This window comes from Curvibacter delicatus NBRC 14919 (assembly GCF_001592265.1).
GTDB classification, from domain to species: domain Bacteria; phylum Pseudomonadota; class Gammaproteobacteria; order Burkholderiales; family Burkholderiaceae_C; genus Hylemonella; species Hylemonella delicata.
Genome location: NZ_BCWP01000010.1, coordinates 1 through 20209, shown reverse-complemented (window position 1 = coordinate 20209; position 20209 = coordinate 1). Strand labels below are relative to the sequence as shown.

The window sequence follows — 20209 nt, the reverse complement described above, 5'->3', positions numbered from 1 at the left end:
ATGGCGCGCATAGAACTCGATTTGGCGCATGCTTACCGGCCGAACCCTCGAGAGGACGGCGACTATGCCCTGCTGCCGCTGAAGATGACGTTTGAGGATGGCGGGGCCTACGCCTTGCTCGGCCCTTCCGGCTGCGGCAAGACCACCATGCTCAACATCATGTCCGGGCTGCTGCTGCCTTCCCACGGCAAGGTCCTGTTCGACGGGCGCGATGTCACCCGCCTCAGCCCGCAGGAGCGCAACATTGCGCAGGTATTCCAGTTCCCGGTCATCTACGACACGATGACCGTGGCCGAGAACCTGGCCTTTCCGCTGCGCAACCGCCATGTGCCGGACGCGCAGATCCGCCAACGCGTTGGCGAGATCGCCGAGATGCTCGACCTGAGCGGCCAGCTCAACCGGCGCGCCGCCGGACTTGCCGCTGATGCCAAACAGAAGATCTCGCTCGGGCGCGGCCTGGTGCGTTCCGATGTTTCGGCGGTTTTGTTCGACGAGCCGCTGACGGTGATCGACCCGCACCTCAAGTGGCAACTCCGCCGCAAGCTCAAGCAGATTCACCACGAACTCAAGCTGACGCTGATCTATGTGACCCATGACCAGGTCGAGGCCTTGACCTTTGCCGACCAGGTGGTGGTGATGACACGCGGCAAGGCGGTCCAGGTGGGGCCGGCGGATGCGCTGTTCGAGCGACCCCAGCACACCTTTGTCGGTCATTTCATCGGCTCGCCGGGCATGAATTTCCTGTCGGCCGAAGTGCGCGACACAAGCCTGCTTCTGGCGGGCCGGACGCTGCCGCTGCCGCACCGGGCGGCGTTGCCGGTCGGGCCGGTCAAGCTGGGCATTCGCCCCGAATACGTGGCGGTTGTGGCGCCCGATGCGGCCGGAGCGGTGCCCGCCCGTGTGCAACAGGTGCAGGACGTGGGTACCCATCTGATGCTGACGGCGGAGGTCCTGGGCGAGCGGGTCAAGGCCAGACTGAGTGTCGAGTCGCCGGCGCTTGTGCCGGGTGACACGGTCTGGCTGCAGCTGGTGGGGGGGCACACCTGCTTTTATGTGAATGAGGAACTGGTGTCATGAGCGCTGCGAACAAACCCGTGAACCAGAAGGCCTGGTTCCTGATTCTTCCGGTGATCCTGTGCGTGGCGTTTTCGGCGATCCTGCCGCTCATGACGGTGGTGAACTACTCGGTGCAGGACATCATCTCGCCCGAGCGTCGCGTCTTTGTGGGGACCGAGTGGTTTGCCGCCGTGATGCGTGATCCGGAGTTGCATGAGGCCTTGCTGCGCCAGCTGGGGTTTTCGCTGGCAGTGCTGGCGGTCGAGCTGCCGCTGGGCATCCTGCTGGCGCTGGCCATGCCGGCACAAGGCTGGAAATCATCGGCCGTGCTGGTGATGATGGCCCTGTCGCTGCTGATCCCCTGGAACGTCGTCGGCACCATCTGGCAGATCTATGCCAGGGCCGATATAGGGCTGCTGGGGGCGGCGCTGGACTACATCGGGCTCGACTACAGCTACACCGGCAATTCCTCCCATGCGTGGATCACGGTGCTGGTGATGGATGTGTGGCACTGGACGCCGCTGGTCGCCTTGCTGTGTTTTGCCGGCTTGCGTTCGATTCCTGACGCCTATTACCAGGCAGCCCGCATCGACGGGGCCAGCAAGTTCGCCGTGTTCCGTTATATCCAGCTGCCCAAGATGCGCGGCGTGCTCATGATCGCCGTGCTGCTGCGCTTCATGGACAGTTTCATGATCTACACCGAGCCGTTCGTGCTCACGGGCGGCGGGCCGGGCAATGCGACCACTTTCCTGTCGCAATACCTGACACAGAAGGCGGTCGGCCAGTTCGATCTGGGCCCGGCAGCGGCGTTTTCCCTGATCTATTTCCTCATCATCCTGTTGCTGTGCTTCATCCTCTACAACTGGATGCAGCGTGTGGGCACGGCGGACAAGCAGGGAGCCGGCCATGAATGAAAAACGCTTCCAGAAACGCACGCTTTTCCTGATCGCCTATCTGGTGTTCGCCATATTGCCCATCTACTGGATGGTCAACATGAGCTTCAAGACGAACGAGGATATCCTGTCGAGCTTCTCGTTCTTTCCGCAGCATTTCACCCTGGCGAACTACGCGACTATCTTCACCGATCCTTCCTGGTATTCGGGCTACATCAACAGCCTGATCTATGTCGCCATCAACACCGTGATCTCCGTGACCGTGGCGCTGCCCGCGGCCTACGCCTTCTCGCGCTACCAGTTCCTGGGCGACAAGCATGTGTTCTTCTGGCTGCTGACCAACCGCATGACGCCGCCGGCCGTTTTCCTGCTGCCGTTCTTCCAGCTCTATACGACGGTGGGCCTCATGGATACGCATATCGCGGTGGCGCTGGCGCACCTGCTGTTCAACGTGCCCCTGGCGGTCTGGATTCTGGAGGGCTTCATGAGCGGCATCCCACGCGAGATCGACGAGACCGCCTACATCGACGGCTACAGCTTCCCGCGCTTTTTCCTGACCATTTTCCTGCCTCTCATCAAGGCAGGTGTGGGTGTCGCCGCGTTTTTCTGCTTCATGTTCAGCTGGGTGGAGTTGCTGCTGGCGCGTACGCTGACCAGCGTCAATGCCAAACCCATCGTGGCGACGATGACGCGCACGGTGTCTGCGGCGGGCATGGACTGGGCCACGCTGGCGGCCGCCGGCGTGCTGACCATCGTGCCGGGCGCCATCGTGATCTGGTTCGTGCGGCACTACATCGCCAAGGGCTTCGCCATGGGCCGGGTCTGAGCAGAAGAGGAACAAGACATGAATCCCATATCGCAGCGACGATCCAGGACGCAAAACCCAGGGCGCCCGTGGAACCGGCTTTGCCGGGCCACAGGGTGCGTTCCCCTCAGGGGGAGAAGCGCCGCAGGCGCTACAGGGGGGCGCCATGTTTGACTGGATGGCCTGGACCACGCCCGTGGTGGTTTTCTTTGTGTGCATCGTCCTGCTGCTGTTGGGCATGACGGTGTGGGAGATCAAGTCGCCAACCGCGCGTCGCCGCGGGTGGCTGCCGCTGGAGACCACACGTGGTGATCGCCTGTTCATCGGGCTGCTGCTGGCGGCGTACGTGAATCTGATTTTCGTGGGGGCCAGCGGCGCCTTGGCGCAATGGCTGGGGATGTCCTCGGAACCTTCCGTCTGGTTCAGTTTCGTGTTTTCCATGGCGCTCTTGCTGCTGGTGATGCGCAAGGGCTGATCCTTTCCCTTCGTCAGGCTCTCTCCTTCCCCTGAGCCGGACGATCTCTTGAATCCCAGGGGGAGCGACTATGAGGAGACAGACATCATGAAGACGCGGTATACAGCGGTGGCCTTGGCGATAGCCGTCTTGACTGGGCCGGCTGCCATGGCGGGTGAGGCCGAGGCGAAGAAATGGGTTGACAGCGAGTTTCAGCCGTCGACCCTGAGCAAGGAGCAGCAGCTCTCCGAGATGAAGTGGTTCATCGATGCAGCCAAGAAGCTGCAGGCCAAGGGGGTCAAGGAAATCTCGGTGGTGTCGGAGACCATCACCACACACGAATACGAGTCGAAGACGCTGGCCAAGGCGTTCGAGGAAATCACGGGCATCAAGGTCAAGCACGACTTGATCCAGGAAGGCGATGTGGTCGAGAAGCTGCAGACGTCCATGCAGTCGGGCAAGTCCATCTACGACGGCTGGATCAGCGACTCGGACCTGATCGGCACACACTACCGCTACGGCAAGGTCATGAACCTCACCGACTACATGGCCGGGACAGGCAAGGAGTACACCAACCCGGGGCTGGACCTGAAGGATTTCATCGGCACCAAGTTCACGACGGCGCCCGACGGCAAGCTGTACCAGCTGCCCGACCAGCAGTTCGCCAACCTGTACTGGTTCCGCGCTGATCTCTTTGCCCGGAAGGATTTGCAGGACAAGTTCAAGGCCAAGTACGGTTACGACCTGGGTGTGCCGCTGAACTGGAGTGCGTATGAGGACATCGCCGAGTTCTTCACCAATGATGTGAAGACCATTGATGGCAAGCCGATCTACGGGCACATGGACTATGGCAAGAAAGACCCCAGCCTGGGCTGGCGTTTCACCGATGCATGGCTGTCCATGGCCGGCACGGCCGACATCGGCACACCCAACGGCTTGCCGATCGACGAGTGGGGCATTCGCGTGGCGGCGGACAAGTGCACGCCGGTGGGTGCCTCGGTCGCCCGTGGCGGTGCGACCAACTCACCTGCAGCTGTCTATGCGCTGACCAAGTATGTGGACTGGATGAAGAAGTACGCGCCCAAGGAAGCCACTGGCATGACCTTCGGCGAAGCCGGCCCCGTGCCGGCGCAGGGCCAGATTGCACAGCAGATCTTCTGGTACACCGCCTTCACGGCCGACATGACCAAGCCGGGCCTGCCGGTGGTGAATGCCGATGGCACGCCGAAGTGGCGCATGGCGCCGGGCCCCAATGGCCCGTACTGGAAGCAGGGGATGCAGAATGGCTACCAGGACGTGGGTTCGTGGACCTTCTTCAAGGGACATGACGCCAACAGGACGGCCGCGGCCTGGCTGTACGCCCAGTTTGTGACGGCCAAAACCGTTTCGCTCAAGAAAACCATGGTCGGCCTGACGCCGATCCGCGAGAGCGACATCCAATCCAAGGCCATGACCACGATGGCGCCCAAGCTTGGCGGGCTGGTCGAGTTCTATCGCAGCCCGGCACGCGTGGCCTGGTCACCGACTGGCACCAATGTGCCCGACTACCCCAAACTGGCCCAGCTCTGGTGGAAGAACGTGGCGCAGGCGGTGACCGGCGAGAAGACCCCCCAGGCGGCCATGGACAACCTGGCGGATGAGATGGACCAGGTCATGGCCCGGCTGGAGCGCGCCGGCATGGCCCAGTGCCCGCCCAAGTTGAATCCGAAGGGCGATCCTGCCAAGTGGCTGAGCAACAAGACCGCACCGTGGGCCAAACTGGCCAACGAAAAGCCCAAGGGGGAAACCATCAACTACGACAAACTGCTTCAGGCATGGAAGGACGGCAAGGTTCGCTGACCGGCCGATCGGGTCGACGCGCCCGCGCGTGGCGGCGTCGGCCCGTGGTGGAATCAATGGTTGTTTGGCGTACTCCCCTATGCAGCTCTCGATGAAAGGGTGGCTCCGCCTGTGCGGCTGCCACAGAGCACAAAAGTCATGAGTGAACCTCAATTTCCACAACCCAGCTTGCGTTCGCAGCTCGTGCAGCGCTTGGCAGAGCCGCGTGTGTGGGATGTGGCCATCATTGGTGGCGGCGCAACCGGCCTCGGTGTCGCGCTGGATGCGGTTGCGCGCGGGCTCTCCGTCGTGCTGGTCGAGTCACATGATTTTGCCAAGGGCACTTCATCGCGGTCTACCAAGCTGGTGCATGGTGGTGTCCGCTATCTGGCGCAGGGCAATATCGCGTTGGTGCGGGAAGCGCTGCATGAACGTGCCACCCTGCTGCACAATGCGCCGCATCTTGCGCAGCCACTGCCTTTCGTGATGCCTTCCTACCATTGGTGGGAAGCGCCCTTCTATGGCATCGGCCTGAAGGCCTATGACGCACTGGCCGGCAAGGCAGGTCTGGGGGCCACCGAGTTCCTGAGCCGCGGGCAGGTGCTGGCGTGCCTGCCTACTGCACAGGCGCCAGGCCTGAAAGGGGGTGTCAAATACTGGGATGGCCAGTTCGACGATGCGCGGCTGGCCTTGGCGATTGGTCGCACGGCGGCGGCCCGTGGTGCGTTGCTCCTCAATTACTGTGCAGCCACGGACCTGGTTCACGATCAGGGCAGGGTTGCCGGCTTGATGTGCGAGGACCGCGAGACTGGACGTGCCTACCGGATCCAGGCGCGCTGCGTGGTCAATGCGGCAGGTGTCTGGGTCGATGAATTCCGGCAAAAGGATGGCGACGCACTGAGCCGGCCGGTCAAGCCGATGGTTGCGCCGAGCCAAGGTGTGCATTTGGTGGTAGATCGCGAGTACCTGCCGACCGACCATGCCCTGCTTGTCCCCAAAACAGCCGATGGGCGGGTGCTGTTCGCGGTACCTTGGCTGGGCAAAACCATTCTAGGGACAACGGATACACCGCGAAACGATCTGGCGCGTGAGCCGGCTCCGTTTCGTGAAGAGATTGACTTCATCCTCACGGAGGCCGGTCGCTACCTGGCCAAGGCGCCCACACGTGCTGATGTGCGCAGCGTCTGGGTCGGCCTGCGCCCCTTGGTCAAGCCGCCTGACGAGGAGGGGGGGAGTACCAAGGCATTAAGCCGTGAGCACACGGTGTTGGTTAGCCGCAGTGGGTTGGTCACGGTGACGGGGGGAAAATGGACGACTTACCGGGCCATGGCGGAGGATGTCCTCGATCATTGCTTCCGGAATGGGATCTTGGATGGTCCTCGTGCGAAAGTAACTGCTAACTTGAAACTTGTCGGGGCACCTCCGGACGGTGTCTCGTTGGCCGTCAGCGCGCCGCCGGGGTCTCATTTGTACGGCACTGAGCGGGCCTTGCTGGCGTTCCTGCCGGGTGCGGCCGACGAGTTGGGTGGCGGTCTGACGGAGGCGATGGTGCGCTTCGCTGCCCGCTACGAATACGCGCGCACGGTTGAAGATGTGCTGGCGCGGCGGTCCCGGTTGTTGTTTCTGGACGCAGTCCTGTCCCGCCGTCTTGCGCCCCGAGTGGCCCAGATACTCCTTTCTGAGACCGATGTTGACCCGCAGATGGCTGCCTTTGAGGCATTGGCTGAGCAGTATCTTCCGGCTCTGGCGCACGACGCTTGACGGTCAAGAATTAATTTGGCATAATTGCAGACTTCGCGTTAAAAGACGCGGAGTTTCTGCCCAGCGGAGACGGTGTGAGTGGTTCATGCCGAGGACGACGGGCCCAAGACTGACCGGGTGTTGCCGCTGTGCGGAAGCCGCCTGGTGCAAGTTGGGAATATTGAAATGATCCAGACAGAATCTCGGTTAGAAGTCGCCGACAACACCGGCGCGAAGTCCGTTTTGTGCATCAAGGTGCTCGGCGGTTCCAAGCGTCGCTACGCCAGTGTGGGTGACGTCATCAAGGTGAGCATCAAGGAAGCTGCTCCGCGCGGCCGCGTCAAAAAGGGCGAGGTCTACAGCGCTGTGGTGGTTCGTACGGCCAAGGGCATCCGCCGTGGCGATGGCTCGCTGGTTAAATTCGATGGCAATGCTGCTGTGTTGCTTAATGCCAAACTGGAGCCGATCGGCACCCGTATCTTTGGACCGGTCACGCGCGAGCTGCGTACCGAGAAGTTCATGAAGATCGTGTCCCTGGCTCCTGAAGTTCTCTAAGGACCCGCCATGAACAAGATTCGCAAAGGCGACGACGTCATCGTGCTCACCGGGCGCGACAAGGGTAAGCGCGGCAAGGTTGCTCTGCGCAAGGATGATTCCCATCTGGTGATCGAGGGTGTCAACTTGGTGAAGAAGCACACCAAGCCCAATCCGATGAAGGGCACGACCGGCGGCATCGTGGAGAAGGCTATGCCGATCCACCAGTCCAACGTGGCCATTTTCAATGCGGCTTCCGGCAAGGCTGACCGCGTGGGTATCAAGTTGCTGGCGGATGGTAAGCGCGTGCGCGTTTACAAGTCCAGCGGCGAAGAAATCAAGGTGGCATAAGCATGGCACGTCTGCAACAACACTATCGTGAGAAGGTGGTCCCTGAGTTGACCGCCAAGTTCGGCTACAAGTCGCCCATGCAGGTGCCGCGTATCACCAAGATCACCCTGAACATGGGTGTGAGTGAAGCTGTCGCCGACAAGAAGGTCATGGAAAACGCCGTTGGCGACCTGACCAAGATCGCCGGCCAGAAGCCGGTGGTGACCAAGGCCAAGAAGGCTATCGCCGGTTTCAAGATCCGTGAAGGCCAGGCTATTGGCTGCATGGTGACCCTGCGTGGCGTCCAGATGTTCGAGTTCCTGGATCGTTTCGTGACCGTGGCTCTGCCGCGTGTTCGTGACTTCCGTGGTATCTCCGGTCGTGCCTTTGATGGCCGCGGCAACTACAACATCGGCGTCAAAGAGCAGATCATTTTCCCTGAGATCGAGTACGACAAGGTGGATGCCTTGCGCGGTCTCAATATCAGCATCACCACAACGGCCCAGACCGACGAAGAGTGCAAGGCGCTGCTCGCTGGTTTCCGTTTCCCGTTCAAGAACTGAGGTGACCCGTGGCTAAAGTAGCTTTGATCGAGCGCGAGCTCAAGCGAGACAAACTGGTCGCCAAGTACGCGAAAAAACACGCGGAACTGAAGGCTATCGCAAACGACGCCAAGCGTAGCGACGAAGAGCGTGCGGCTGCCCGTCTGGGCCTGCAGAAGCTCCCGCGTAACGCCAATCCGACGCGTCAACGCAACCGTTGCGCCATCACGGGTCGTCCGCGCGGTACCTTCCGCCAGTTCGGCCTGGGTCGCGCCAAGATTCGTGAAATGGCTTTCGCCGGCGACATCCCCGGTGTCACCAAGGCCAGCTGGTAAGCGGTAGGAGAGATTAAACATGAGCATGAGTGATCCCATCGCCGACCTGTTGACACGCATTCGCAATGCGCAGATGGTGGCCAAAACCACCGTGTCTGTGCCGTCTTCCAAAGTGAAGATTGCCATTGCGCAGGTGTTGAAGGATGAAGGCTATATCGACGGCTTCCAGGTGAAAACCGAAGCTGGCAAGTCTGAACTTGAAATTGCCCTGAAGTACTATGCCGGCCGTCCGGTGATCGAGCGCATTGAGCGCGTCAGCCGCCCTGGTCTGCGCGTGTACAAAGGCCGCGATGCCATTCCCCAGGTCCAAAACGGCATGGGTGTGGCCATTGTGACGACCCCCAAGGGTGTCATGACCGACCGCAAGGCGCGCGCTACCGGTGTCGGTGGCGAAGTGCTTTGCTACGTGGCTTAACGCGGCATTGAGGAGAAACTGAAATGTCACGTGTAGGAAAAATGCCTGTTGCCATCCCCGCTGGGGTGGATGTGTCCATCAAGGCTGACCAGATCAGCGTCAAGGGTGCCGGTGGCGCTCTGTCGCTGGCCCAGTCTGCCTTGGTGAATGTGAATAACGAAGGCGGCAAGCTGAGCTTTGTTCCCGCCAATGAGTCCCGTGAAGCCAATGCCATGAGCGGCACCATGCGTCAGCTGGTGAACAACATGGTGGTGGGTGTCAGCAAGGGTTTCGAGAAGAAACTGACCTTGATCGGTGTGGGTTACAAGGCCCAGGCCCAAGGCGCCAAGCTGAACCTGGCTGTGGGTTACTCCCATCCTGTGAATGTGGACATGCCTGCCGGCATCACGGTGGCGACGCCTGCCCCCACGGAAATCGTGATCAAGGGTGCAGACCGCCAGCGCGTGGGCCAGGTGGCTGCCGAAATTCGTGCGATCCGTCCTCCCGAGCCCTACAAGGGCAAGGGCATCCGTTATTCGGATGAAAAGGTCACGATCAAAGAGACCAAGAAGAAATAAGGAGCTGCAGCATGTTGACCAAGAAAGAGCAGCGTCTTCGCCGGGCACGTCAGACCCGTATCCGCATCGCCCAACAAGGTGTTGCCCGTCTGAGCGTGACCCGTACCAATTTGCATATTTACGCCAGCGTGATTTCCGGCGACGGTGCCAAGGTGCTTGCCAGTGCCTCGACCGCCGAAGCCGATGTGCGCAAGTCGTTGGGTGGTTCGGGCAAGGGTGGCAATGCCGCCGCGGCCCAACTCATCGGCAAGCGTATCGCCGAGAAGGCGAAGGCCGCTGGTGTCGAGAAGGTGGCATTTGATCGTGCAGGTTTTGCGTACCACGGCCGCGTCAAGGCGCTGGCCGATGCGGCACGTGAAGCTGGCTTGCAGTTCTAAGCAGATCGGAATTTAAGATGGCTAAAGTTCAAGCAAAAATGCAAGGTAAAGGGGCCGAGGGTCCTGAGGACGGCCTGCGCGAGAAGATGATTGCGGTCAACCGCGTGACCAAGGTGGTCAAGGGTGGTCGTATTCTGGGTTTCGCCGCACTGACCGTGGTGGGTGATGGCGACGGCCGCGTCGGCATGGGCAAGGGCAAGTCCAAGGAAGTGCCGGCAGCCGTGCAGAAGGCGATGGAAGAAGCCCGTCGCAACATGACCAAGGTGTCGCTCAAGAATGGTTCGCTCCACCACCAGGTGGTGGGTCGCCATGGTGCCGCTTCCGTGATGATGGCGCCGGCCCCCAAGGGTACCGGCATCATCGCTGGCGGCCCGATGCGCGCCGTCTTTGAAGTCATGGGCATCACCGACATCGTGGCCAAGAGCCATGGTTCAAGCAACCCCTACAACATGGTTCGTGCCACGCTCGATGCGCTGAAGAACAGCACCACTCCCTCGGAAGTGGCTGCCAAGCGTGGCAAGTCCGTTGAAGAGATCTTCGCTTAATCGGAGACTTCAAAAATGACAACGCAACAAACAGTCAAGATCCAGCTGGTTCGCAGCCCCATCGGTTGCAAGGAATCGCACCGCGCCACGGTTCGTGGCCTCGGTCTGCGCAAGCTGGGAAGCACGAGCGAACTGCAGGACACCCCGGCAGTGCGCGGCATGATCAACAAGATCAGCTATCTGGTCAAGGTTCTCTGAGAGGCAGATGATGGAACTCAATAGCATCAAGCCCGCGGACGGTGCAAAACACGCCAAGCGTCGCGTTGGCCGTGGCATTGGTTCGGGCCTGGGTAAGACCGCTGGTCGTGGCCACAAAGGTCAGAAATCCCGTTCGGGCGGCTACCACAAGGTGGGCTTCGAAGGTGGTCAGATGCCCATGCATCGCCGTCTGCCCAAGCGCGGTTTCAAATCGCATCTGCTGAAGTTCAATGCCGAAGTCACGCTGACCGCGCTGGACCAGCTGGGCGCTGACAGCGTCGATGTTCTGACGCTCAAGCAAGCTGGCCTGATCGGTGAGCTGGCCAAAGTCGTCAAGGTCATCAAGTCCGGCGAAATCAAGAAGGCTGTCAAGCTGAGCGGCATCGGTGCCACGGCTGGCGCCAAGGCTGCGATCGAAGCTGCCGGCGGCAGCGTCGCCTGAGCTGGCATTTGAGGGTAGAACCACGTGGCAACTAACGCGGCTCAGATTGCAAAAACCGGCAAGTTCGGCGACCTGCGTCGCCGGCTGGTCTTTTTGCTGCTCGCGCTGGTGGTGTACCGTGTCGGTGCGCACATCCCTGTTCCGGGCATCAATCCGGACCAGCTGCAGCAACTGTTCAATGGGCAGCAAGGCGGTATCCTGAGCCTTTTCAACATGTTCTCGGGTGGTGCACTGTCCCGTTTCACGGTGTTTGCGCTGGGGATCATGCCGTACATTTCGGCATCGATCATCATGCAGCTGCTGACCTATGTGCTGCCTGCTTTCGAGCAGTTGAAAAAAGAAGGTGAAGCTGGTCGTCGCAAGATCACGCAGTACACCCGTTATGGCACGCTGGGCCTGGCTATTTTCCAGTCGCTGGGCATCGCCATGGCGCTGGAAAGTTCGGCTGGTCTGGTCATCTCGCCTGGCTTCGGTTTCCGTGTCACTGCGGTGTGCACGCTGACGGCTGGCACGATGTTCCTGATGTGGTTGGGTGAGCAGATCACTGAGCGTGGCTTGGGCAACGGCATTTCCATCCTGATTTTTGGTGGTATTGCTGCTGGCTTGCCGGGCGCCATCGGTGGCCTGCTGGAGCTGGTCCGTACAGGTGCCATGAACATCCTGGTGGCCTTGTTCATCGTGGCGCTGGTGGTTCTGGTGACTTACTTCGTCGTGTTTGTCGAACGCGGTCAGCGGAAGATTCTGGTGAACTATGCGCGTCGCCAGGTCGGCAACAAGGTTTATGGAGGCCAGTCTTCCCATCTGCCCTTGAAGCTGAACATGGCCGGCGTGATTCCGCCGATCTTTGCATCGTCGATCATCCTGCTGCCTGCCACGGTGGTGAGCTGGTTCAGCAGCGGTGAGTCCATGACGTGGCTCAAGGACATTGCCGGAAGCCTGACACCGGGTCAGCCGATCTACGTGATGTTGTATGCCTCGGCCATCGTGTTTTTCTGCTTCTTCTATACGGCCTTGGTGTTCAACAGCCGTGAAACGGCAGATAACCTGAAAAAGAGCGGCGCCTTCATTCCCGGGATTCGTCCTGGCGATCAGACGGCTCGCTACATTGACAAGATTTTGCTGAGATTGACGCTGGCAGGTGCGGTGTACATCACGTTCGTCTGCTTGCTGCCTGAGTTTCTGGTTCTGAAGTACAACGTGCCGTTCTATTTTGGTGGCACCTCGCTTTTGATCATTGTGGTGGTGACTATGGATTTCATGGCTCAGGTGCAGAACTACCTGATGTCGCAGCAATATGAATCGCTGCTGAAAAAGGCTAATTTCAAGACTTCACTGGGCGGTTGAGCGGCATGTCGAAAGACGACGTTATTCAAATGCAGGGTGAGGTCGTGGAAAACCTGCCTAACGCGACATTTCGCGTGAAGCTGGAAAATGGCCACGTAGTTCTGGGGCATATCTCTGGGAAAATGCGCATGCATTACATCCGGATTCTGCCCGGTGACAAGGTGACAGTTGAGTTGACACCGTACGACTTGACGCGAGCGAGAATCGTATTCAGGGCCAAATAAATGGCGTGGGTTCCGGAAAGGCTTCGGAACAAGGCTTAAAGTTTTAGGAGAGTGAAATGAGAGTTTCGGCTTCGGTCAAAAAAATTTGCCGCAACTGCAAAATCATCCGCCGCAAGGGCGTTGTACGCGTGATCTGCACGGATCCCCGTCACAAGCAGCGCCAAGGCTGATTGCAAGAGTTATAGAGGACGAAAATGGCACGTATCGCTGGCATCAACATTCCGCCGCATAAGCATGCTGAAATTGGCTTGACCGCCATTTACGGCATCGGTCGCACGAGCGCTCGCAAAATCTGCGAAGCCTGTGGCATTGCATATTCCAAGAAGGTCAAGGATCTGACCGACGGTGACCTGGAAAAAATCCGTGACCAGATCGCTGCGCTCACGATCGAGGGTGACCTGCGTCGTGAGACGACGATGAACATCAAGCGTTTGATGGACATCGGCTGCTATCGCGGCTTCCGTCATCGTCGTGGCCTGCCCATGCGCGGCCAGCGTACGCGTACCAATGCTCGCACCCGCAAGGGCCCGCGCAAGGCAGCCCAGTCGTTGAAGAAATAAACAGGCATTGAAAGATCACTATGGCCAAATCACCCGCCAATAATGCCGCGCAGCGTGTGCGCAAGAAGGTTCGCAAGAACGTTGCCGATGGTATCGCGCACGTTCACGCCTCTTTCAACAACACGATCATCACAATCACTGATCGTCAGGGCAATGCCCTGTCCTGGGCTTCTTCCGGTGGCCAAGGCTTCAAGGGTTCGCGTAAGTCCACGCCGTTTGCTGCCCAGGTGGCGTCGGAAGTGGCCGGTCGTGCTGCTCTGGAGCAAGGCATCAAGAACCTCGACGTCGAAATCAAGGGCCCCGGTCCTGGTCGCGAGTCGTCGGTGCGTGCACTGGCTGCCCTGGGCATCCGTATCAACATGATCTCTGATGTGACGCCGGTGCCGCATAATGGCTGCCGTCCGCAGAAGCGTCGTCGTATCTGAGCGCCACACGCTCGGTTCACAGAAGTTTTTCAACCAAGCCCACCGCCGCCGGCCTGTCGCTGGCGGCTCCCGCAGGCAACTGCGGTAGATGACATAAAAGGAAGTTCAAGTGGCACGTTACCTCGGCCCCAAGGCCAAACTCTCCCGCCGCGAAGGCACGGACCTGTTCCTCAAGAGCGCTCGTCGCTCGATCGGCGACAAGGCCAAATTCGATTCCAAACCCGGTCAGCACGGCCGCACCTCGGGTGCCCGCACTTCTGATTTCGGTCTGCAACTGCGTGAAAAGCAGAAAGTCAAGCGCATGTACGGCGTGCTCGAGCGCCAGTTCCGCCGCTACTTCGAGCAAGCCGATAGCCGCAAAGGCAACACCGGCGCCAACCTGTTGTTCCTGCTCGAGTCCCGTCTGGACAATGTGGTCTACCGCATGGGTTTTGGTTCGACCCGCGCCGAAGCACGCCAATTGGTGTCGCACAAGGCGATCACGGTGAACGGCAACGCTGTCAATATCCCGTCTTACATGGTGAAGGCTGGTGATGTGGTGGCTGTGCGCGAAAAGTCCAAGAAGCAGAACCGTGTGGTAGAAGCTTTGCAGCTGGCCCAGCAAGTGGGTATGCCGGCCTGGGTCGAGGTGAACCTCGACAAGGCTGAAGGTACTTTCAAGAAAGTGCCGGATCGCGACGAATTTGGCTCTGACATCAACGAATCGCTGATCGTCGAGTTGTACTCTCGCTAATCAGGCATATTTCGAATCCGTTCCCGGAGCGCGGGCCCGCGCTGCCGGGTGCTTCACCAGCCTTACCGGTGTAACGAGCCGGGGGTATTGACAGGAAGTCTGCATGCAAACCAGTCTGCTTAAACCCAAAGCAATCAACGTCGAACAACTCGGCCATAACCGCGCCAAAGTGGTGCTTGAGCCGTTTGAGCGTGGCTACGGCCATACGCTGGGCAATGCGCTGCGCCGTGTCCTGTTGTCGTCGATGCCGGGTTATGCTGCAACGGAAGTGACGATCGCAGGTGTCTTGCACGAGTACTCGTCGATTGACGGCGTGCAAGAAGACGTGGTCAACATTCTCCTCAACCTCAAAGGTGTTGTGTTCAAACTGCACAACCGCGATGAGGTGACACTGAGCCTGCGCAAGGATGGCGAAGGCTTGGTCACGGCAGGCGACATCCAGACCCCGCATGATGTCGAAATCATCAACCCCGACCACGTGATCGCCACGCTGTCGGCGGGTGGCAAGCTCGACATGCAGATCAAGGTCGAAAAAGGCCGCGGTTATGTGCCGGGTACGATGCGTCGTCTGGGCGACGAGGCGACCAAGTCAATTGGCCGTATCGTCCTCGACGCGTCGTTCTCTCCGGTCAAGCGCGTCAGCTACACGGTTGAAAGCGCCCGCGTTGAGCAGCGTACCGATCTGGACAAGTTGGTTGTTGAAATCGAAACCAACGGCGCCATCACGGCCGAAGATGCCGTGCGTGCTTCGGCTAAAATCCTGGTCGAGCAGCTGGCCGTGTTTGCCCAGCTTGAAGGCAGCGAACTCGCCGCTTTCGAAGCACCTGCAACGCGGGGCGGCACCCAGTTCGATCCGATCCTGCTGCGTCCTGTGGACGAGCTGGAACTCACGGTCCGTTCGGCCAACTGCCTGAAGGCCGAGAACATCTACTACATCGGTGACCTGATCCAGCGCACCGAGAATGAGTTGCTCAAGACCCCGAATCTGGGTCGCAAGTCGCTCAACGAAATCAAGGAAGTCTTGGCTTCGCGTGGTCTGACTCTCGGCATGAAGCTTGAGAGCTGGCCGCCGGCTGCGCTCGAAAAGCGTTGATTTTCACGAGCCTGAAATAGCGGCTCAGTGCTGCGGGCAGTACCTGATACGGCTGCCTGTTTTATAAAGAAAGGAAAGCACCATGCGTCACGGACACGGACTCCGTAAACTCAACCGAACCAGCTCGCACCGTCTTGCGATGCTGCGTAACATGATGAATTCGCTCATCGAGCATGAAGTCATCAAGACCACCGTCCCGAAGGCTAAGGAACTGCGCCGCGTTGTCGAGCCGATGATCACGCTCGCCAAAGAGCCGACGCTTGCCAATCGCCGTCTCGCGTTCGACCGCCTGCGTGACCGCGACAGCGTCACCAAGCTGTTTGATGTCCTGGGCCCGCGCTTCAAGGCTCGTCCGGGCGGTTACACCCGTATTCTGAAAATGGGCTTCCGCGTTGGCGACAATGCACCGATGGCGCTGGTCGAACTGGTGGAGCGTTCTGAAGTAGTTGAGGCATCTGCCGAGACTGCCAAGGCAGAATAAGGTATAATAATTTTTTACCGCGCGATGGAGCAGCCTGGTAGCTCGTTGGGCTCATAACCCAAAGGTCGGAGGTTCAAATCCTCCTCGCGCAACCAACAAATTAGCGGTATCCCGCTGCAGTAAACGCCCACCTCTGGTGGGCGTTTTTGTTTTTGGCCCAAATTTGGCCCACTTTTAGCCCATCGAAATTGGGCCAAAATTTTCAGGACCATTGGGTCGATGCCCATTATGGTCACGTTCTGCCAACTGAACACCTGAACTGGCTGTCTCGAATGCAGCGATTCCTGTCTCCCGTGGCAAGAAGCGGAGTGCGCGGTTAGTTGCGCGAAGCGGCCATACGCTCATCGTCGCCACGTCAACTGCGCTGACCGCTGTCAAGGGGCAAAGCAGTCGTTCAAGCCGTACGGGCGGAATGGTGCTTCTAATTCCTGGCCGGAAGTAGACCTGGGCCGAGCTACCAGCGCTATGGGCGTGCCGTAGGCAGCTCGATGAGCTCCCTGCCGAAAGTACGCAGGATTATGACCCGGGCAAAGCGTGTCATGAAGGTCGCAGCCTTGACTTGGTCCGAGCTGTTGAACCAGGTCGACATGGTCCGGCTGTCGGTGACGATCACCAGCCAAGCCTCGTCGCACTGACGTAGGTACTCGTCGATCTTGCCGTCCTTGGTGTCGATGACCGCGCGCACGGTGTCCGGCGTTAGCGGCTCCGCCCAAGTCGAGCCTGCGGTGCCGAAGAAGCTCGCCGTCAGGCCGTCGAAGCGCGCCACCCGGATATAGTCGACCTCCTCGGGGAAGTACTCGCGGTTAACCCAGTCGTACTGCTCGCGTTTGGCGAGCGTGCCTTCGGGCGGGATGTTCCGCTTGGCCAATGCGGCGATCTTGGCAGCCAGAGGATCGATTTCCGTGCGGCGATAGGAAAGGTCCTTCAGGTGGACGCAGCAGTCGATGAGCGGTAAGCTTTCGCCGTCATACAGCGCCTTCGCGCGCTGGACGATCTGGTCGCGAATGGCCTCCCGGCCTTGCATGGGAACGGGCTGGCCGTCATTGGCACGGTGCAGTTCGGTGATCTCGATCCCGATGACGCGGTCGGAGGTTCTGACCAGGAAATCCGGTTGTTCGTACTCGCGGACGTCGCCTAGCGGAAAGTCTGCAAGCAGATCACGGACCGCGTCGAGGTATTGGCGTTCGAAGTGTTTCTTGGCTTTCCGGGTCATGCTGAGATGGCGAGTGGGGAATCCAACAGTATCTCTCTGGTGCCGGTAATTCCACAGCTGCATGCTGCAAAATTGCTCGACGCACCACGTTGAGTGCAAGGGAGGAAATGTGATCAAGAAGATTCGCGTTCGGGGTTATCGGATTCATCGGGATCTGACCATCGTTCCTAACACCAAGCTCAACATCATCGTCGGCGCCAACGAATCTGGTAAGTCCACCCTCATTGAAGCCATCGTGCTGGCGCTAACCGGCCGAATCAATGGCCGCAGTGCCGCTGAAGAGTTGAACCCCCACTGGTTCAATACCGGTGTAGTTGCGGACTTCATCGCTGAGAAGGCGAAAGGCAAGCTGCCGCGGCTGCCTGAGATAGACATCGAAGTCTTCCTGGCTGATGTGCCCGACCTTCAGGAGCTATGCGGTGCTCACAACTCCAGCGTTCCCACCGAGGCCACCCCGGGCGTCCGGCTTCGTTGCGTCCCCAACAAAGACTACTTGTTAGAGCTACAGGCCTGGGCGGCAAAGCCGACACACCTTCTGCCCGTCGAGTACTACTGCGTTGAGTGGACATCGTTCGCTGACCAGAAACTGAACATGCGGCCACGGGCGTTGACCACCGCGGTGATCGATGCACGAACGGTTCGAAGCTCCGGCGGGATCGACTTCCACCTGCGCCAGATCCTGGGAAGCCAGCTAGAGCCTCACGAACGCGCCAGCATTTCCCTTCAATACCGCGAAGCAAAGGCGGCCCTTTCAGATTCCGCCTTCAAGGCGGTCAATGACCGCATTAGCCAGATCCACGCGTCACTTCACGCGCAGCCCATAGCGCTTGCGATGGATCAGACAGCCAGGACATCCTGGGAGGAGTCTGTGTCACCGCACGTCGCTGGCGTCCCATTCACCATGGCCGGCCAGGGGCAACAATCAGCCATCAAGATTGCGCTGGCCATGAACCGTCACGCTGGCCGATCCAAGTACGTCACTATCGAAGAGCCGGAAAACCATCTGAGCCATACGAGTCTGGCGACGCTGCTACACCGAATGTCGGCGCTGGCCAGCGCCGATCAACAGCTCTTCATCACCACGCACAGCTCAAGCGTCCTGAATCGGCTGGGCGTGGAGGCGCTTCAGTTCCTCGGTCCCGCCGCACCCGTCAAGCTCAACGAGCTGAGTCCTGAGACCGTGGAGTACTTCAAAAAGCTGCCTGGTTTCGACACCTTACGCCTTGTCCTAGCCGACAAGATCGTCCTGGTAGAGGGCCCCTCCGACGAGATCATCTTCGAGCGGGTATTCAAGGATCTGTACGGCAAACGCCCGATCGAATGCGGCATCGATGTCGTGAGCATGCGCGGACTGTCGCTGGCTCGCGGGCTTGAGCTGTGTCACAGGCTGGGTAAGCGTGTGGCGGCCATGCGCGACAACGACGGCGTTGAACCAGCCGAGCTGCGAAGGCCACTCGCTCAATGGCTAGCCGCAGGGCAGCGCGAGGTCTTCATCGGCGACGTGCTGCATGGAAAAACGTTGGAGCCTCAGTTGATCCACCACTGCGGTGAGGCCCGTCTGCGCACCATGCTTGGCATCACCCCCAATGCGGATGTCTCGACCTGGATGACGCGCGAGAAAACTGAGGCTGCGCTGCGCATAGCCACGTCGGTACATGCGCTGACGCCGCCGGCATACATGCTTCAGGCGGCCAAATTCATCAATGGCTAAGCGTGTCACTCTGGCGGTAGCCGGGTCGCGCAAGACTCAGAGCATCGTCGAGCATTGTTGGACGCTGCCGACGGATCGACGCGTCGTCGTATTGACTTACACCCAGAAGAATCAGCAGGAGCTAGAGGCGCGCCTCGCTCGCTACGCGGGCGACCATATGAACGTCGAGGTACTGGGTTGGTTCACCTTCCTGCTGAGGCATTTTGCTAAGCCTTTTCTTCCGTTCAAGTTCTGTGGCGAGCGCGTGCTCGGCTTCAACTTCGATGGCCGGCCTTACCAGATGGCCAAAGGTAAGGCTCGCTTCCTCGACAAGGGAGGAGCCGTCTATCGGTCCGAGCTCGGACGCCTGGCATTCGAGTTGGTCGGCGACAGCCGCGGCGCTCTCATGCGCAGGCTCGAAGGGATCTACGACGAGATCTTGATTGACGAGGTGCAAGACCTGAGCGCCTACGACTGGGACATTGTCGATGCGCTCTTGGCGTCCAAGATCGACATCTGGATGGTCGGAGACATTCGTCAATCTGTGCTCGCCACCAACGCCAGGAGCACGAAGAACAAGCAGTACGCCTATGCCGACGCCATCAACTGGTTTCGTAGCCGCGAGAAGTGCGGCCTGGTTACCATCGACGAAAGTTCGGTAACCTGGCGGTGCCATCCGCTGATAGCCGCCTTTTCGGACCTGATTTTCGATACTTCATGGGGCTTCCCCAGCACGACATCGAAGAACGAGACGAGCACCGGGCATGATGGCGTGTTCCTTCTTCGCCCAGAGCACGTTGACGCCTACATGGCCACATTCAAGCCGCAGAGCCTGCGTCACTCAGTCTCATCGGCGAAGGACCTGCAGCTGGATTTTATGAATTTCAGGATAGCCAAGGGGGCGACGTTTCAACGTGTGCTGATCGCACCCACTTCGAACATTTCCGACTTCATTCGTTGTGGAGCCTACATGGAGCCGCTCGCCGCATCCAGCTTCTATGTCGCTGTCACGCGCGCCGAGCAAAGTGTCGCAATCGTCTTGAGCGACCCAGGCGCCTCAACACTGCCCTACTGGACTCCGCCCACTCCGTAGAGGCGTGAAGACCCGTCAGACAGCTCTACGAGGGTACTAGTCAAGCCATACAACCTGCTGCCATGCCCTACGACTACCCGACCAAATCGCTCGACATCCAAACCCGGCTTCAGACGTTGGGCCTCTCGCCGCAGCACCTTGGCCTGATCGGTGCGTTCGTCGTCGCATACGGCCTGTTCGAGACCACGTTGGAACGAGCACTGTGGACGCTGAAGGAGGAGAGCGTTGCCGGCGTTCGGCCGTTCACGGAGAAGATGAACTCGGAGAGCCAGTTCAAGCTCCTGGACGCTGGTAATGCTAAGGATTTGCTGA

Annotated in this window: 27 protein-coding genes, 1 tRNA gene and 1 pseudogene; 28 read left to right on the top strand and 1 reads right to left on the bottom strand. The window is 59.6% G+C overall.

The genetic code is table 11. The features are described 5' to 3' along the window. From CDE01S_RS06625 to CDE01S_RS06510, 25 genes are all read left to right on the top strand, one after another. Positions 1-1077 carry an ABC transporter ATP-binding protein gene (locus tag CDE01S_RS06625; protein WP_066705201.1) on the top strand — a complete coding sequence of 359 codons (1077 nt, stop codon included), beginning with the start codon at positions 1-3 and terminating at the stop codon, positions 1075-1077. Beyond that, complete coding sequence (locus CDE01S_RS06620; protein ID WP_066705199.1) at positions 1074-1970, top strand: carbohydrate ABC transporter permease; 897 nt, start codon at positions 1074-1076, stop codon at positions 1968-1970. Before CDE01S_RS06625 ends, CDE01S_RS06620 begins: the two co-directional genes overlap by 4 nt. Continuing rightward, the gene (locus CDE01S_RS06615) at positions 1963-2775 is read left to right on the top strand and encodes a carbohydrate ABC transporter permease (protein ID WP_066705197.1); all 813 of its coding nucleotides are present in this window, start codon (positions 1963-1965) and stop codon (positions 2773-2775) included. Before CDE01S_RS06620 ends, CDE01S_RS06615 begins: the two co-directional genes overlap by 8 nt. 145 nt (positions 2776-2920) lie before the next feature. Beyond that, entirely contained in the window at positions 2921-3229 is a 309-nt protein-coding gene (locus tag CDE01S_RS06610; RefSeq protein ID WP_066705195.1) for a DUF2160 domain-containing protein, read from the top strand. A gap of 87 nt (positions 3230-3316) precedes the next feature. After that, a complete protein-coding gene (locus CDE01S_RS06605; protein WP_066705193.1) occupies positions 3317-5047 on the top strand; it encodes an ABC transporter substrate-binding protein in 1731 nt (576 codons plus the stop codon). Positions 5048-5185: 138 nt separating this feature from the next. Beyond that, on the top strand, positions 5186-6787 hold the full coding sequence (locus CDE01S_RS06600; protein ID WP_066705191.1) for a glycerol-3-phosphate dehydrogenase/oxidase: 1602 nt from the start codon (positions 5186-5188) through the stop codon (positions 6785-6787). Between the two features lie 165 nt (positions 6788-6952). Continuing rightward, on the top strand, positions 6953-7321 hold the full coding sequence (rplN, locus tag CDE01S_RS06595; protein ID WP_066705189.1) for a 50S ribosomal protein L14: 369 nt from the start codon (positions 6953-6955) through the stop codon (positions 7319-7321). Positions 7322-7330: 9 nt separating this feature from the next. Next, positions 7331-7651 carry a 50S ribosomal protein L24 gene (gene rplX / locus CDE01S_RS06590; protein ID WP_066705187.1) on the top strand — a complete coding sequence of 107 codons (321 nt, stop codon included), beginning with the start codon at positions 7331-7333 and terminating at the stop codon, positions 7649-7651. Between the two features lie 2 nt (positions 7652-7653). Next, positions 7654-8193, top strand: coding sequence for a 50S ribosomal protein L5 (gene rplE, locus CDE01S_RS06585; protein ID WP_066705185.1), 540 nt, complete (start codon positions 7654-7656; stop codon positions 8191-8193). An 8-nt stretch (positions 8194-8201) separates the two neighbouring features. Beyond that, positions 8202-8507, top strand: a complete 306-nt coding sequence (gene rpsN / locus CDE01S_RS06580; protein WP_066705183.1) for a 30S ribosomal protein S14 — start codon at positions 8202-8204, stop codon at positions 8505-8507. Between the two features lie 19 nt (positions 8508-8526). Further along, positions 8527-8922: a 30S ribosomal protein S8 gene (gene rpsH, locus CDE01S_RS06575; RefSeq protein ID WP_066705181.1), complete on the top strand. Its 396-nt coding sequence runs from the start codon at positions 8527-8529 to the stop codon at positions 8920-8922. A 23-nt stretch (positions 8923-8945) separates the two neighbouring features. After that, entirely contained in the window at positions 8946-9479 is a 534-nt protein-coding gene (gene rplF / locus CDE01S_RS06570; RefSeq protein ID WP_066705180.1) for a 50S ribosomal protein L6, read from the top strand. 11 nt (positions 9480-9490) lie between these two features. Next, positions 9491-9856 (top strand): 50S ribosomal protein L18, encoded by a 366-nt coding sequence (gene rplR, locus CDE01S_RS06565; protein WP_066705179.1) that lies wholly within the window; start codon positions 9491-9493, stop codon positions 9854-9856. Between the two features lie 17 nt (positions 9857-9873). Continuing rightward, positions 9874-10401 carry a 30S ribosomal protein S5 gene (gene rpsE, locus CDE01S_RS06560; protein WP_066705177.1) on the top strand — a complete coding sequence of 176 codons (528 nt, stop codon included), beginning with the start codon at positions 9874-9876 and terminating at the stop codon, positions 10399-10401. A gap of 15 nt (positions 10402-10416) precedes the next feature. Further along, positions 10417-10599, top strand: a complete 183-nt coding sequence (gene rpmD / locus CDE01S_RS06555) for a 50S ribosomal protein L30 (protein WP_066705175.1) — start codon at positions 10417-10419, stop codon at positions 10597-10599. Between the two features lie 10 nt (positions 10600-10609). After that, positions 10610-11041 (top strand): 50S ribosomal protein L15, encoded by a 432-nt coding sequence (rplO, locus tag CDE01S_RS06550; protein WP_066705323.1) that lies wholly within the window; start codon positions 10610-10612, stop codon positions 11039-11041. A 24-nt stretch (positions 11042-11065) separates the two neighbouring features. After that, positions 11066-12385: a preprotein translocase subunit SecY gene (gene secY / locus CDE01S_RS06545; RefSeq protein ID WP_066705173.1), complete on the top strand. Its 1320-nt coding sequence runs from the start codon at positions 11066-11068 to the stop codon at positions 12383-12385. Between the two features lie 5 nt (positions 12386-12390). Continuing rightward, the gene (infA, locus tag CDE01S_RS06540; protein ID WP_066705322.1) at positions 12391-12609 is read left to right on the top strand and encodes a translation initiation factor IF-1; all 219 of its coding nucleotides are present in this window, start codon (positions 12391-12393) and stop codon (positions 12607-12609) included. Positions 12610-12665: 56 nt separating this feature from the next. Then, complete coding sequence (rpmJ, locus tag CDE01S_RS18120; RefSeq protein WP_011481465.1) at positions 12666-12779, top strand: 50S ribosomal protein L36; 114 nt, start codon at positions 12666-12668, stop codon at positions 12777-12779. 24 nt (positions 12780-12803) lie between these two features. Next, positions 12804-13169: a 30S ribosomal protein S13 gene (gene rpsM / locus CDE01S_RS06535; protein WP_066705171.1), complete on the top strand. Its 366-nt coding sequence runs from the start codon at positions 12804-12806 to the stop codon at positions 13167-13169. A 20-nt stretch (positions 13170-13189) separates the two neighbouring features. Then, positions 13190-13594 carry a 30S ribosomal protein S11 gene (gene rpsK, locus CDE01S_RS06530; RefSeq protein ID WP_066705167.1) on the top strand — a complete coding sequence of 135 codons (405 nt, stop codon included), beginning with the start codon at positions 13190-13192 and terminating at the stop codon, positions 13592-13594. Between the two features lie 109 nt (positions 13595-13703). Next, positions 13704-14327, top strand: coding sequence for a 30S ribosomal protein S4 (rpsD, locus tag CDE01S_RS06525; protein WP_066705166.1), 624 nt, complete (start codon positions 13704-13706; stop codon positions 14325-14327). 103 nt (positions 14328-14430) lie between these two features. Further along, the gene (locus tag CDE01S_RS06520; protein WP_066705164.1) at positions 14431-15420 is read left to right on the top strand and encodes a DNA-directed RNA polymerase subunit alpha; all 990 of its coding nucleotides are present in this window, start codon (positions 14431-14433) and stop codon (positions 15418-15420) included. 82 nt (positions 15421-15502) lie between these two features. After that, positions 15503-15901 (top strand): 50S ribosomal protein L17, encoded by a 399-nt coding sequence (gene rplQ / locus CDE01S_RS06515; RefSeq protein ID WP_066705162.1) that lies wholly within the window; start codon positions 15503-15505, stop codon positions 15899-15901. Positions 15902-15919: 18 nt separating this feature from the next. Next, positions 15920-15996 (top strand) — tRNA-Met (locus tag CDE01S_RS06510). Between the two features lie 368 nt (positions 15997-16364). Here the strand turns inward: CDE01S_RS06510 and CDE01S_RS06505 are convergent. Further along, on the bottom strand, positions 16365-17114 hold the full coding sequence (locus CDE01S_RS06505) for a hypothetical protein (protein ID WP_157077058.1): 750 nt from the start codon (positions 17112-17114) through the stop codon (positions 16365-16367). Between the two features lie 109 nt (positions 17115-17223). Here CDE01S_RS06505 and CDE01S_RS06500 point away from each other — a divergent pair, with 109 nt between their 5' ends. The 3 genes and pseudogenes from CDE01S_RS06500 to CDE01S_RS06490 form a co-directional block, all read left to right on the top strand. Then, positions 17224-18825 carry an ATP-dependent nuclease gene (locus CDE01S_RS06500; RefSeq protein ID WP_066705158.1) on the top strand — a complete coding sequence of 534 codons (1602 nt, stop codon included), beginning with the start codon at positions 17224-17226 and terminating at the stop codon, positions 18823-18825. Continuing rightward, positions 18818-19897 (top strand): UvrD-helicase domain-containing protein, encoded by a 1080-nt coding sequence (locus tag CDE01S_RS06495; RefSeq protein ID WP_066705156.1) that lies wholly within the window; start codon positions 18818-18820, stop codon positions 19895-19897. The genes CDE01S_RS06500 and CDE01S_RS06495 overlap by 8 nt, the downstream gene beginning before the upstream one ends. Positions 19898-19959: 62 nt before the next feature. Beyond that, a pseudogene (locus tag CDE01S_RS06490) lies at positions 19960-20209 on the top strand (hypothetical protein); the annotation flags it as partial.